The 14,725-nt window shown below is 72.4% G+C and carries 7 protein-coding genes; 5 read left to right on the top strand and 2 right to left on the bottom strand.

Going from position 1 to position 14,725, the window contains the following annotated elements; all coding sequences use genetic code 11:
- The first annotated feature begins 10 nt into the window (after nucleotides 1-10).
- On the top strand, nucleotides 11-664 hold the full coding sequence (locus ACZ56L_RS16555) for an HAD family hydrolase (protein WP_345222402.1): 654 nt from the start codon (nucleotides 11-13) through the stop codon (nucleotides 662-664).
- Nucleotides 665-1,321: 657 nt separating this feature from the next.
- On the top strand, nucleotides 1,322-6,256 hold the full coding sequence (locus tag ACZ56L_RS16550; protein WP_471064659.1) for an NAD-glutamate dehydrogenase: 4,935 nt from the start codon (nucleotides 1,322-1,324) through the stop codon (nucleotides 6,254-6,256).
- A 50-nt stretch (nucleotides 6,257-6,306) separates the two neighbouring features.
- Here the strand turns inward: ACZ56L_RS16550 and ACZ56L_RS16545 are convergent, their stop codons facing one another.
- Complete coding sequence (locus ACZ56L_RS16545; RefSeq protein WP_345222409.1) at nucleotides 6,307-7,557, bottom strand: glycosyltransferase 87 family protein; 1,251 nt, start codon at nucleotides 7,555-7,557, stop codon at nucleotides 6,307-6,309.
- Between the two features lie 320 nt (nucleotides 7,558-7,877).
- Between ACZ56L_RS16545 and ACZ56L_RS16540 the strand changes: the two genes are divergently transcribed.
- The 3 genes from ACZ56L_RS16540 (at nucleotide 7,878) to ACZ56L_RS16530 (ending at nucleotide 11,232) form a co-directional block, all read left to right on the top strand.
- A complete protein-coding gene (locus ACZ56L_RS16540; RefSeq protein ID WP_345222419.1) occupies nucleotides 7,878-8,606 on the top strand; it encodes a methyltransferase domain-containing protein in 729 nt (242 codons plus the stop codon).
- Between the two features lie 128 nt (nucleotides 8,607-8,734).
- A complete protein-coding gene (locus ACZ56L_RS16535; protein ID WP_471064657.1) occupies nucleotides 8,735-10,318 on the top strand; it encodes a hypothetical protein in 1,584 nt (527 codons plus the stop codon).
- 74 nt (nucleotides 10,319-10,392) lie between these two features.
- A complete protein-coding gene (locus ACZ56L_RS16530) occupies nucleotides 10,393-11,232 on the top strand; it encodes a TylF/MycF/NovP-related O-methyltransferase (RefSeq protein ID WP_401761074.1) in 840 nt (279 codons plus the stop codon).
- Between the two features lie 73 nt (nucleotides 11,233-11,305).
- Here ACZ56L_RS16530 and ACZ56L_RS16525 read toward each other — a convergent pair whose 3' ends face one another.
- Complete coding sequence (locus tag ACZ56L_RS16525; protein ID WP_471064655.1) at nucleotides 11,306-14,554, bottom strand: bifunctional glycosyltransferase/CDP-glycerol:glycerophosphate glycerophosphotransferase; 3,249 nt, start codon at nucleotides 14,552-14,554, stop codon at nucleotides 11,306-11,308.
- Nucleotides 14,555-14,725: the final 171 nt, after the last annotated feature.

Below are 14,725 nucleotides of genomic sequence, written 5' to 3'. Positions count from 1 at the left end.
ACGTTCTTTCATGAGGACGCACCTGGTCTGGGACTGGAACGGCACACTGCTCGACGACATCACCGCGGTCGTCGGGGCATCCAACGCCGCGTTCGCGGAGATCGGCCTCCCGGCGATCACCGTGGAGCGCTACCGCGAGCTGTACTGCATACCGATCCCCAAGTTCTACGAGCGGCTGATGGGCCGGCTGCCCACCGACGCGGAGTGGCTCGTCATGGACGCCGCCTTCCACCGCCACTACGTGGAGCTGCGGGCGGCCTGCGGGCTGACCGACGGGGTCGAGGAGATACTCACCGGCTGGGGCGCCGCCGGGCGCAGCCAGTCGCTGCTGAGCATGTACGGGCACGACGAGCTGCTGCCGGTGGTGCGCGGCTACGGCATCGAGCGCCACTTCGTGCGGGTCGACGGCCGCACGGGCCCCTCCGGCGGCACCAAGGCGGCGCACATGGTGCGCCACCTCGCGGCTCTGGAGGGCGTCGACCCGTCCCGCGTCGTGGTCATCGGCGACGCCGTCGACGACGCCCTGGCGGCGGCGCACGTGGGGGCGGGCGCGGTGCTCTACACGGGCGGCTCGCACAGCCGGGCCGTGCTGGAGGCCGCCGGGGTGCCGGTGGTGGACTCGCTGGCGGACGCGGTGCGCATCGCGCAGGACCTGGCGGCCTGACGAGGGGCCGCAGGCCGTACGGCGGGAGGTGTACGGCCCCCGGCCGGCGGGAGGCGCAGGGCAGGGACCGCAGGGCCGGGTGCCGTACGGCGGGAGGCGTAGGGCCGGGGGCCGCACGGTCGGCGATCCGTACGGCCGACGGCCCGTACGGGCGCCGTGTCCGGTCGTACGGCGGCGCCCAGGTCGCCGGGGCCTTCGTCCGCGGCGCGGCCAGGAACTCGTGCGGCCCGGGGGCGCGGCTCTTGGCGAGGGGGCGTGCGCGGGCCGGGTCCCGCCGCCGTGAGCACCGGTGCGTACGGGGCCCCTGTGCCGGAATGGACAAAACGTCGACCTTCTCCGCACTTTGTCCAACGTCCCGCGAATAACGCCTGCCGCCGAAGGAGGGATAGCCTGGTGCCGTGATCAGCGCGATACGACGCCTCGGGGGCGGTGCAGCCCCCGGCCTTCGCCCGGCGCACCACCGTGCCCGGGCCTTCGCTGATTCTCCGACCCCGGACACAAGACCGCACACGCCGAAAACGGCGCACGTCGGCACGGGCGTCATCGGTTACCCATTTCCCGGCACACCGTCGACAGCGACCGGAAACCCCGTGTCGCGGCGCTGTGTCATCTTCACCACCTACGTCACGCAACGGCGCGCGACAGGAGCCAGAGGACATGCAGACCAAGCTGGACGAAGCCAAGGCCGAGCTGCTCGCACGGGCGGCCCGGGTAGCTGAGAACAGCCCGGCGGGGGGACTAACTCCGACTGGGTCCGAGGGCGAAGGGGCGCCCGACCAGGACGCACTGCTCGCGTATCTCCAGCGCTACTACCTCCACACGGCGCCCGAGGACCTCGGCGACCGTGACCCGGTCGACGTCTTCGGAGCGGCGCTCTCGCACTACCGGCTGGCGGCGAACCGCCCGCAGGGCACGGCGAACGTACGGGTGCACACCCCGACCGTGGAGGAGAACGGGTGGACGTGCAGTCACTCGGTCGTGGAAGTCGTGACGGACGACATGCCCTTCCTCGTCGACTCGGTGACCAATGAGCTGTCCCGTCAGGGCCGGGGCATCCACGTGGTCATCCACCCGCAGGTTCTGGTCCGCCGGGACGTGACCGGCAAGCTCATCGAGGTGCTCGCCAAGCAGATCACCGGTGAGCTGCCGCACGACGCGATCGTCGAGTCGTGGATCCACGTCGAGATGGACCGCGAGACCGACCGCGGCGACCTCAAGCAGATCACCGCCGATCTGCTGCGCGTGCTGTCCGACGTCCGCGAGGCCGTCGAGGACTGGGAGAAGATGCGCGACTGCGCGCTGCGCATCGCCGACGGGCTGCCGGGCGAGCCCAAGGCCGCCGACCTCCCCGACCAGGAGGTCGAGGAGGCCCGCGAGCTGCTGCGCTGGCTGGCCGCCGACCACTTCACCTTCCTCGGCTACCGCGAGTACGAGCTGACCGGCGAGGACTCCCTCACCGCCGTGCCCGGCACCGGCCTCGGCGTCCTGCGCTCCGACCCCCAGCACCACGAGGACGACGAGACGCACCCCGTCTCCCCGTCGTTCTCCCGGCTGCCCGCCGACGCCCGCGCCAAGGCCCGTGAGCACAAGCTCCTGGTGCTCACCAAGGCCAACAGCCGCGCCACCGTGCACCGCCCCTCGTACCTCGACTACGTCGGGGTGAAGAAGTTCGACGCCGACGGCAACGTGGTGGGCGAGCGCCGCTTCCTCGGCCTGTTCTCCTCCGCCGCGTACACCGAGTCCGTACGGCGGGTCCCGGTCATCCGGCGCAAGGTCGCCGAGGTCCTCGAAGGCGCCGGCTTCACCGCCAACAGCCACGACGGCCGCGACCTGCTCCAGATCCTGGAGACCTACCCGCGCGACGAGCTGTTCCAGACCCCCGTCGACCAGCTCCGCTCCGTCGTCACCTCGGTGCTCTACCTCCAGGAGCGCCGCCGGCTGCGGCTGTACCTGCGCCAGGACGAGTACGGACGCTACTACTCGGCGATCGTCTACCTGCCGCGCGACCGCTACACCACGGCCGTGCGGCTGCGCCTGATCGACATCCTCAAGGAGGAGCTCGGCGGCACCAGCGTCGACTTCACCGCCTGGAACACCGAGTCGATCCTCTCCCGGCTGCACTTCGTCGTCCGCGTCGAGCCCGGCACCGAGCTCACCGCCCTCACCGAGGCCGACGTCGAGCGCATCGAGGCCCGTCTCGCGGAGGCCGCCCGCTCCTGGTCCGACGGCTTCGCCGAGGCCCTCAACGCCGAACTCGGCGAGGAGCGCGCCGCCGAACTGCTGCGCCGCTACGGCCACGCCTTCCCCGAGGGCTACAAGGCCGACCACTCGCCGCGCGCCGCGGTCGCCGACCTGGTGCACCTGGAGCAGCTCACCCAGGGCGTCAAGGACTTCGCGCTGAGCCTGTACGAGCCGGTGGGCGCCGGCCCCGGCGAGCGCCGCTTCAAGATCTACCGCACCGGCGAGCAGGTCTCCCTGTCCGCCGTGCTGCCGGTGCTCCAACTGCTGGGCGTCGAGGTCGTCGACGAGCGTCCGTACGAACTGCGCTGCGCGGACCGCACGCACGCCTGGATCTACGACTTCGGGCTGCGGATGCCGCAGCTCCCGGGCGGCGGCGACTACCTCGCCGACGACGCCCGCGAGCGCTTCCAGGACGCCTTCGCCGCGGTGTGGACGGGGGCCGCCGAGAACGACGGCTTCAACTCGCTGGTGCTGCGCGCCGGGCTGACCTGGCGGCAGGCCGTCGTGCTGCGCGCGTACGCGAAGTACCTGCGCCAGGCCGGTGCCATGTTCAGCCAGGACTACATGGAGGACACCCTCCGCAACAACGTCCACACCACCCGGCTGCTGGTCTCCCTGTTCGAGGCGCGCATGTCGCCGGAGCGGCAGAAGGCCGGCACCGAGCTCACCGACGGACTGCTGGAGGAGCTGGACGGGGCGCTCGACCAGGTCGCCTCGCTGGACGAGGACCGCATCCTGCGCTCCTTCCTCACGGTCATCAAGGCGACGCTGCGGACCAACTTCTTCCAGCGGGCGGACGACGGCAAGCCGCACGCGTACGTGTCGATGAAGTTCGACCCGCAGGCGATCCCCGACCTCCCCGCGCCGCGTCCGGCGTACGAGATCTGGGTGTACTCGCCGCGCGTGGAGGGCGTGCACCTGCGCTTCGGCAAGGTGGCCCGCGGCGGTCTGCGCTGGTCGGACCGGCGCGAGGACTTCCGCACCGAGGTGCTCGGCCTGGTCAAGGCGCAGATGGTGAAGAACACCGTCATCGTGCCGGTCGGCGCCAAGGGCGGCTTCGTCGCGAAGAACCTCCCCGACCCGTCGGTGGACCGCGACGCGTGGCTGGCCGAGGGCATCGCCTCCTACCGGACGTTCATCTCGGCGCTGCTGGACATCACCGACAACATGGTGGCGGGCGAGGTCGTGCCGCCGCGCGACGTGGTCCGGCACGACGAGGACGACACGTACCTCGTGGTCGCCGCCGACAAGGGCACCGCGACGTTCTCCGACATCGCCAACGAGATCGCGATCGCCTACGACTTCTGGCTCGGCGACGCCTTCGCCTCGGGCGGCTCGGTCGGCTACGACCACAAGGGCATGGGCATCACCGCCCGCGGCGCCTGGGAGTCCGTCAAGCGGCACTTCCGCGAGCTCGGGCACGACACCCAGTCCGAGGACTTCACGGTCGTCGGCGTCGGCGACATGTCGGGCGACGTGTTCGGCAACGGCATGCTGCTGAGCGAGCACATCCGGCTGGTGGCCGCGTTCGACCACCGGCACATCTTCATCGACCCGACCCCGGACGCGGCCGTCTCCTACGCCGAGCGCCGGCGTCTGTTCGAGCTGCCGCGCAGCTCCTGGGCCGACTACAACACCGCGCTGCTCTCGCAGGGCGGCGGCATCCACCCGCGCAGCGCCAAGTCCATCCCGGTGAACGCCGCGATGCGCGAGGCGCTGGGGCTGGCGGCGGGCGTCTCCAAGATGACCCCGGCCGACCTGATGCAGGCCATCCTCAAGGCGCCGGTCGATCTGCTGTGGAACGGCGGCATCGGTACGTACGTCAAGTCCTCCGCCGAGTCCAACGCCGACGTCGGCGACAAGGCGAACGACGCGATCCGCGTCAACGGCGAGGACCTGCGGGTCAAGGTCGTCGGCGAGGGCGGCAACCTGGGCGCCACCCAGCTCGGCCGCATCGAGTTCGCCCGCGCGGGCGGCCGGATCAACACCGACGCCATCGACAACAGCGCCGGCGTGGACACCTCCGACCACGAGGTGAACATCAAGATCCTGCTCAACGCGCTGGTCACCGACGGCGACATGACGGTCAAGCAGCGCAACAAGCTGCTCGCCGAGATGACCGACGAGGTCGGCGCCCTGGTGCTGCGCAACAACTACGCGCAGAACACCGCCCTGGCGAACGCCGTCGCCCAGTCGCCGTCGCTGCTGCACGCGCACCAGCGCTTCATGCGGCGCCTCACCCGGGACGGCCACCTGGACCGGGCGCTGGAGTTCCTGCCCAACGACCGGCAGATCCGGGAATTGTTGAACAATTCCAAGGGGCTGTCGCAGCCGGAGCTGGCCGTCCTCATGGCGTACACGAAGATCACCGTCGCGGACGAGCTGATCTCCACCGGGCTGCCCGACGACCCGCACCTGCGGGTGCTGCTGCACGAGTACTTCCCCGCGCCGCTGCGGGAGAAGTTCGCCGAGCAGATCGACGCGCACGCGCTGCGCCGCGAGATCATCACCACGGTGCTGGTCAACGACACCGTCAACACCGGCGGCTCGACCTTCCTGCACCGGCTGCGCGAGGAGACCGGCGCGTCCATCGAGGAAGTCGTACGGGCGCAGTTCGCGGCGCGTGCGATCTTCGGCCTCAGCGAGGTCTGGGAGGCCGTCGAGGCGCTCGACAACCAGGTCGCGGCGGAGGTCCAGACGCAGATCCGGCTGCACTCGCGGCGGCTGGTCGAGCGCGGCACCCGCTGGCTGCTGGGCAACCGGCCGCAGCCCCTGGAGATCGGCGAGACCGTCGAGTTCTTCCGGGCGGGCGTGGCACGCGTCTGGGACGACCTGCCGAAGCTGCTGCGCGGCGCGGACCTGGAGTGGTACCAGGGCATCCTGGCCGAGCTCACCGGCGCCGGGGTGCCGGAGGGCCTGGCGCTGCGCGTGGCGGGCTTCTCCTCGGCCTTCCCGATCCTCGACGTGGTCGCCATCGCGGACCGGCTCGACAAGGACCCGATGGACGTCGCCGAGGTGTACTACGACCTCGGCGACCGGCTCGGCATCACGCAGCTCATGGACCGCATCATCGAGCTGCCGCGCGCCGACCGCTGGCAGTCCATGGCCCGCGCCTCCATCCGCGAGGACCTGTACGCCGCCCACGCCGGCCTGACCCAGGACGTGCTGTCCGTCGGGAACGGCAGCTCCACCCCGGAGCAGCGCTACAAGGCGTGGGAGGAGAAGAACGCGGCCCTGCTGGGACGCGCGCGGTCCACCCTGGAGGAGATCCAGGGCTCGGACGACTTCGACCTGGCCAACCTGTCGGTGGCGATGCGCACCATGCGCACGCTGCTGCGCAACCGGGTCTGACGCCTGGACCGAAGGGGCCCGCCTCCCGGTGGCGGGCCCCTTCGGGCTTTCTAGGACGCGGGCCGGGCGACCGTCGACGCCCACAGCCGGCGGCAGGCCAGCAGCGCGGCCGCCACCAGCAGTCCGTTGCGCACGAGCATCAGCAGGCAGCCGTACACCGTCCCGGTGGTCACCTGCCCGTACGCCAGGGGATACGCGAGGGTGCTCACGAAGCACGCCAGCAGCAGGAGCTTCACCACCGGGCGCAGCACGCTCTCGCGCAGCGTCATGCACACGGCCGACAGCCCGATCAGCCAGATCATGTACTGCGGGCTGATCACCCGGCTGGTGACCACGAACAGCAGCACCGCGCACAGGGCCGCGTCGCACGCCGTCGCCGCGTTCCAGCGCCGCGCCCGCACCCGCCACAGCAGCAGCCAGCCGAACGCCAGCACCGTCAGGGCCAGGGAGGCGTGCGCGACGGTGGACACGTACGGGCCGAGGTACTCCATCGCGCCGTAGCGGTACTCGACCCGGTACGCCCCCTCGTACGGTGCGCCGACGAGCCGGGCGAGCGCCAGCGCGGTGCCGCCCAGCGACTCGATCTGCACCCCCCGGTTGCCCTGCTGGCGCAGGAAGTCGAAGGTGTGCGAGAACGCCAGCGCCAGCACGCCCAGGAGGGCCGCGGCGGACACCGCGGCCGATCCCCAGGCCGCCCGGGTGGTGCGTCCCCGGGGCGCGCCCAGGAGCGCCAGCGCCGGCCACACCTTCACCAGGGCGCCGACGGCCGCCAGCGCCCCGGCCGCCACCGGCCGCCGGCGCAGGGCGAGCAGCGCGAGGACGGCCAGCGCGGTCACCTGGACGTCGTAGCGCACGAGCGGCACGTGCAGCAGCAGCGGCAGCCCCGCCACCCACACCCACGCCCCCGCCAGACGGCCCTGCCGGCGTCCCGCGCGCACCAGCGCGGCGGTGACCACGGCGTCGACGAGCAGGGTGAGCGCGACGAACGCCTGGAAGTAACTGAGCCCCGGCACCAGTGCCGGTGACAGGATCACCAGGGCGGCCCCCGGCGGGTACTGCCACATCACGTCGTCCAACGGGAAGGCGCCGGAGAGCAGTTGCTCGTACCAGGTGCGGTAGATCCGGTGGACCTCCCCGTTGATGCCGTCGCCGACCCGGCCGAACACCTCCGAGACCAGCAGGACCTGGAGGGCGCGGGTGAGGATCCACACGACGGCCGGACGGACGGGCGAGGACCCGCGAGGGGCCCCGGGGGCCTGCGGGGCGGCCGGGGTGCTGGGGGCGAGCTGCGGGGACGTCATCGCCGGGATTTTAGAACGCCCGTGCCGGAAATCCCCGCCACCCGCCGCCGAGCCGTGAACGCCGTCACCAGGAACGGCACGGAGTCGGCGGCATGGTCCGTGGCGCCCATCGGATCGCCGAGGGCAGGAAGACAGGAAGACACCCACATGGATGACCTCGCGAAGGCCGCCGTCGCCGCGCTCAGCGGGTGAATCGGCAGGTCACGCGCGGCAGATGGGGTAAATCGAGGGTGAGCGACGCGCACACCGGGCGGACGGCAAGAATGGGGGCGCCGTCGTGTGCGGCATCCTCCATGAGTTGACGTCACAGGGAGAGAACCATGCACCAGTCCGCTTACGACCAGATGGCGCTCTGCGTGAAGGAGTACATGCCCCTGACCAAGCGACACCGTGTCGTCGACCTGGGGTCGCGGATCTCGCCGGGGCAGAGCCTCACCCACCGGGCCCTGTTGGCGGACCACAAGGTCGACTACGTGGGCATCGACGTCCTCGACGGGCCGAACGTGGACCGGGTCATGACCGACCCGTACCGCATCCCGTTGAAGTCCCGCAGCGCCGACGTCGTCATCTCCGGCCAGGCCTTCGAGCACATCCCGTTCTTCTGGGCCTCCATCATGGAGATCGGCCGGGTGCTGCGGCCCGGCGGGCACGCGTTCATCACCGCGCCCTCGCGCGGCAACGCCCATGACGCGCAGGACTGCTGGCGCTACTACCCGGACGGCTTCCGGGCGATGGCCGCGTACTGCGGACTCGAACTGCGCGAGGCCTTCACCGACTTCCCGCCCATGAAGGGCATCCGGCACGACTACCAGGCCATCGACGCCAAGCACGCCTACTGGGGCGACTCCGTCGGCGTCTTCCGCAAGCCGCGCCAGGCGCCGCACCTGCCCTACCGGATCTCGCGGGCGATCGTGCGCGAGGTGACGATCCGCTGGGCCAACCACATCGGCGGCGTCGAGGGCATCCCCGTCCCGGGCGCCCACCCGGACCGCAAGCTGGCCGGGCGCCCCAAGCAGGTGCCGGCGCCCGCCGCCGAGCCCGTGCAGTAGCCGCCCCGGGCCGCCGGGCGCGCCCCGCCCGGCGGTCACCCGGATGCCCGCACGTCGCATCCGGAGGCCGCCCACCGGCCCGTTGCAGGGTGACGGGGACATCGAATTCCTCCGGAGGGCGACCCCGCATGGCCACCGCATCCCCCACGGCCTCCCGCACCGTGCCCCCCGGCCCGCCCCCCGCGGCCCCCCGCCCGCCCCGGCCCGCCGGGACACGGCTGCCCCGGCCGCCGGACCTGGTGCTCGCCGGCTTCGTCTGCTTCCTGATGTGCGTCGCCTGGCGGCTGCCCTGGCTCGGCGACCTGGGACAGCACGCCGCGGTGATCGAGCGGCTCACCCAGGACCTCACGGACCCCGGCAGCCCCCTGGTGAAGCGCCCCGGCGACAGCAGCCCGTACTACACGCCGTACACCGTCCTGGCGGCCCTCCTCGCGCGCCTCACCGGCCTGTCGGCCTTCGCGACGCTGAGCGTGTGCGCCGGCGTCAACGGCCTCGCCCTCGTCGTCGGGCTCCGCTGCTTCGTGCGGACCTTGTCGCGGAGCCCCTGGGCGCCCGTGTGCGCCGTCCTGTTCATGGTCTTCCTGTGGGGGACGCACCTGTTCCTGTGGAGCGGCCACACGTCCCTGTCGGCGCTGTGCCTGTCCCTGTCGTATCCGTCCACCTTCGCCTTCTCGCTCGGGCTGTACCTGTGGGCGCGCCTGATGCGGGCGACCCGCGGACGCGCCGGTGTGCGGCACTGGGCGCTCACCGGGCTGCTCACCGGCACACTGGTGCTCATTCACCCGGTCATGGCGATGGGGGCGCTGATCGGCTGCGCGGCCGTGTGCGCCGGTACGGTGCGCGGGCGCGGTCGGCACACCCTCGCGCGCGGTGCCGCGGCGACCGCCGGCGCGGTCCTCCCGCTGCTGCTGTGGCCGTACGGGAACGTCCTGTCGGTCCCCGACTCCTCGGCGCTGGACCACTTCCACGTCTCCGCCTACCAGGCCGTGCCCGAGCGGTACGGGCTGGCGCTGCTCGCCGTGCCCGTGCTGCTGCTGCGCCTGCGGCGCTCCCGGCGCGACCCCCTGGTGCTGCTGTGCCTGGGCACCGCGGCCGTCGCCGCCGCCGGGTGGTGGACGGGGCACTACACCTGGGGGAGGGTGCTGCCGTACCTCATGCTCGGGCTCCAGTGCGCCCTCGCCGTGGAGGTGTGCGCACCGTGGCCGCGCGCGCGGGCCGCGAGGACGGGCCGCGCCCTGCTCGCCGCCCTGCTCGCCGTGGCGCTGCCGCTCGGCGCGTGGGCGCAGGCGGGGACGCTGCTCCACCTGCTGCCCGCCGGGGCGCTGCCGCGCGCGTTCACCGCCCGGGTGCAGTTCCTGCCGACCTGGCCGGGGTGGGAGTGGGCGATGCGCCATGTGCGCCGGGGCGACGTGGTGTTGACCAACCACTACCTGGCGTCGCGGATGCTGCCCGGCTACGGCGCGTATACGGTGATGCCCGCCTGGCCGCAGCCGGAGATCCCGGCGGCGGAGAGCGCACGCAGAGCCACCGACGTGACCCGCGCGCTGAATGGCCGAACAGATGCGTTTCTTCGCCGAAAAGCCGTGTGCGGCGCTAAGGCCGACTGGCTGCTGTTGACCTGGAACCAATCAATTCCCCCTGGTCAGGGCTTCTTTACCGTGGCCACAGGTCCGGACAAGTCACGTCTCGTACGGGTGGATCTGCACTGTTGACGCACATAGGACATGTGTCCGGATTCTGACGGGACAGAGGCGCACGACACTATTTCCGCGTACTGTCCGTGCGCATGGTATGGCGTAACGCCGTGAATGGCGTCCTTCAGCAACTGACCGGCTACCAGCTGCGACGCGTCCCGGTTCCAGGCCAACGTCCCCGCCCGGGGGCCCGCCCCGCGGCGTCCGTCCCGGCCCCCGCGCCCAAGCCGCAGACCAGCCCCAAGCCCAAGGTCCTCGAACTGCCCGCCGACTACGACGACGGGGCGAAGGAGATCATCCGTGCGGTGAAGCCGTACTCGATGACCTCTCCCGAGCGGCTCAACGCCTTCATCCTGGCCACCCGGCACGTCGTCAAGCACGACATCCCCGGTGCGATCGTGGAATGCGGCGTGTGGCGCGGCGGCTCCATGCAGGCCTGCGCCAAGACCCTCCTCGCCGAGGGCGTCGAGGACCGCGAGCTCTACCTCTTCGACACCTTCGAGGGCATGACCCCGCCCACGGAGGAGGACAAGCGCCTCGACGGCAAGTCCGCCGCGCAGCTCCTGGAGGTCTACGGCAAGGACCGTCCGATCTGGGCCGTCGCCTCGCTGGACGACGTCAAGTCCGGTTTCGAGAAGGTCCCTTACCCGGCCGAGCGGCTGCACTACGTGCAGGGCAAGGTCGAGGACACCGTTCCCGAGCAGGCCCCGGAGCAGATCTCGATCCTGCGTCTGGACACCGACTGGTACGCCTCGACGAAGCACGAGCTCAAGCACCTGTACTCGCGTCTGGTGAGCGGCGGCGTGCTGCTCATCGACGACTACGGGTACTGGCAGGGCTCGCGGCAGGCCGTCGACGAGTTCCTGGAGGAGACCGGCGAGCAGTTGCTGCTGCTGCGCATGGACGAGGGGCGCATCGCGGTCAAGCCGTAACCGCGCGCAGGACCGGATCGGCCGTGGGGCCCGGCGGACGTCCGCCGGGCCCCGTCGTGTCCGCGCGCCCGGTTCAGCGCAGCTCCGCCGGGAGCAGGTCCGCGACGGCCTGCGCGGTGGTCCTGGCGTCCTGCTGGGCGGGCAGCACGGAGTCGGGGCGGGCCGGGTGGCCCGCGCCGGGGAAGCCGCTGCCGGGTGTGCTGCCGGGTGCGCTGCCGGGCGCGGGGGCCGGAGTGCGGTCCTTGAGCGGTACGCAGTGGGGCAGGCCCCCGGTCTGGCCGAGGAAGACACGGCGGACCACGCGCTCCGCCGCGTGCCCGTCGTCGTACGGGCAGAACCGGGCGCGGAAGGCCGCGCGCAACTGCGCCGAGCGGGAGCCCCGCCAGTGGCCGCTGCGGAAGATGTCGATCAGCTCGTCCTCGGTGCGGGCGACCGCGCCGGGCGGGAAGGCCCGGATGTCGAAGTACGTGCCGCGGGCGGCCTCGTAGGCCTCCAGGTCGTCGATGTGCAGGACGATCGGGCGGTCGAGGTTGGCGTAGTCGAACATCAGCGACGAGTAGTCCGTGATCAGGGCGTCCGAGGCCAGGCAGAGCGACTCGATCGAGTGATGTTCGCTCACATCGACGATGCGGGCCGAGCTGTGGGAACCCGGCCGGTGCAGCGGACCGTTGGCGAAGTAGTGGGCACGGGTCAGGATCACGTGCCGGGGCCCGAGGGACCGGGCGACGCGTTCGAGGTCGAGCGTCAGGCGCTGGGTCCGCCGGTAGTCGCGGTGCGTCGGAGCGTAGAGGACGGCGGTGGAGCCTTCGGGGATGTTCAGCGAGGCGCGGATGCGGGCGACGTCGTCGGCCGTGGCGCTCTGGAAGACGTCGTTGCGCGGATAGCCGTGTTCCAGGGTCGTGTAGGCGGAGGGGTAGGCCCTTCCCCAGACGAGGGAGGAGTGGCGGTTGGAGGACAGCAGGTAGTCCCACTTGTCGGTGTTCGCGAGCAGCTTCTCGAAGTCCATGGCCGCGGCGGGGCGGTCCTGGAGGTCGAGGCCCATCGACTTCAGCGGAGTGCCGTGCTGAGTCTGGAGGAGGACCTGGCCGGGGCGCTTGACGAGACGGTGGTCGAAGTTGACGTTGTTCACCAGGTACTTGGCGCGGGCCAGCGCGCTCCAGTACGCGGCCGAGCCGGGACGCAGCCGGCGGGTGCCGACGGGCACGGTGTGGGCGTGCGCGGGACCGGTGATCCACGCGGTCCTTACGTGCGGGGCGAGTTCGCGGACCTTCGCCTCGATCGCGGCGGGGTTGCAGGAGTAGCCGCGGTTCCAGTACGCCGCGAACACCGCCTGGTTCTCGCGGACCGGCAGCCGCAGTTGGACGCGGTAGTGCAGTCGCATGGCGGCCGACCGCAGGACGCGCAGCAGGGCGCGGGCGCGGGAGCCGACCGTGCGGCGGACGGTCTGGACGACGGCGAGCAGGCGGTACGTGCGGTGGCTGCCCCGCCGGACGAGCGCCTGCCGCAGCCGGGTGCGGGTCGAGGGCGGGGCGAAGCGCGGGGCGGCGGGGGCGGTGGTGCTGCGGAAGGCGGCGGCCGGCCCGACGGCGCCGGGCCCCGGGGCGGCGGCCAGGCGCAGGGCGGCCGCGTCTTCGGCGGCGGTGCCGGGGACGGTATGCGGGGATGTTCGGCGGGAGCGGGGGGAGGGGGGCGCGGGGGACGCGGGGGTGTTCGGGGTGGTGCTGGCGGTGAATGCGGTGCTGCCGGTGAGGGGGGTGTCACCGGTGAGGGAGATGCCGGTGAGGGGGCCGGTGCCTCCGAGGGGACCGGTGCTGTCGGCCGGGAGCGGGGCCGGGGCCTCCGCGCCGGGGCGGAGGCCGGCGGCGGCCTCCGAGGGCCGAGGGGTGGCCGTACGGCCGGAAGCCGGAGCGTCCGACCCGGGTGAGCCGGGGGCCTGCGCACCCGTGACCGAGGCCGCCGCTGCGTCCGCGCCCGGTCCCGCCTCCGCGCCCGTACCGGCGCTGCCGCTGCCGCTGCCGCTGCCACTGTCGGCGGAGGCGAGGCGGCGGGCGGCGGCGGCCGCCGCGCGGCGGGCGGTGGCGGCCAGGGTCGCGGCCCGGCGGGCGGCGGGACGGCGCTTGCCCGGGGCTGCGGGACGGGTGCCCGCGTCCGACCCGACGGAAGCCGAGCCAGATCCGGCGGAGGCCGAGCCCGTGCCGGTGGAATCCGACTCTGTGTCGACGGAGGCCGACCCCGTGCCGGCACCGGAGTCCCCGGCTGCCGGGACCTCCGCGGCCTCCGCGGCTCCCGTGCGCTCCACGGCCCCCGGGACCTCCACGGCCCCCGGTACCTCCGTGCCCTCCGCGGCCCCGGCGCACTCCGCCCGTTCCGGTGCCCCCGCCCGGCGGGCCGCCGAGCTGCGGGCGGCGATGCCGCGGGGGTGGGCGGGGAAGCGGGAGGTGCTGTCCGGGGTGCGGTACCGGCGGCAGTGGGCGCGGGCCCGCCGGAAGAACTCCGGGCGGCTGCCCCGGGGAAGCCGCCCCGGGCGGCTGAAGACCGTGCCGAAGTGGTCGATCATGCGGCGGTAGACGACCGGCCGCCAACCCGCCAGCTCCGGCCGGGAGTCCAGGAAGGCGAAGACCCGGTCGTACTGGTCGAACAGGTCGAAGTGCCGGCGGGAGGCGGTGGAGAGGATGTTGCCCCGCCGGCGCTGCCGGTGGTGCACGCACACCTCGTCCAGCGTGGCGACGGTGGCCGCCGACAGCAGGACCGGGTAGGTCCAGGGGGTGTCCTCGTAGTGGCCGGGCGGGAAGGTGAGGCCCTCGCGCTCGACGAAGTCCCTGCGGTACGCCTTGTTCCAGGCCACCATCAGGACCCGCAGGAGGCCGGGGCGGTCGGAGAGGGGGAAGGGCGCCGGGCCCTCCTCGTGCAACTCCCTGCTGAGCTGGTTGCGTTCGACCTCGCCGGTCCAGTACGTACGGGCGTAGTCGAAGACCAGGACGTCGGGCGAGTCCGTCTCCTTCAGCCGGTCCGAGACGGACTGGAGGGCGCCGGGCACCAGGGTGTCGTCGCCGTCGAGGAAGAGCAGGTAGTCGCCGCGGGCCTGTGCCATGCCGAGGTTGCGGGCGTTGCCCAGACCGCCGTTCCGCGCCGCGTGCAGGGGGCGTACGCGCGGGTCCCGGGCGGCGTACTCGTCGATGAGGTCGCCGCACGCATCCGGCGAGCAGTCGTCCACCGCGATCAGCTCGAAGTCGTCGAAGGACTGGGTCAGCACCGAGTCAAGGCACTCCTCCAGATATTCCTGGACCTGGTAAGCGGGCACGATCACGCTGAACCGGGGCACGGCACATCCATGGGGTCGACGCGGGCAGGACCGGCCGCGCCCCGACAGCGCGGGCAGGCCGTACGCCCGGCAACGGACCGCGCGCGAAGCGGGTTACGCCGGATGCGGCATACGGGGGAACTTTCCACCGGAGCCGACACGAACGGGTGGTTCTTCCGCCTCAAGGGGCTG

The sequence above is a fragment of the Streptomyces sp. NPDC039736 genome, assembly GCF_055596485.1.
This window is presented reverse-complemented; position numbering and strand designations above follow the sequence as displayed.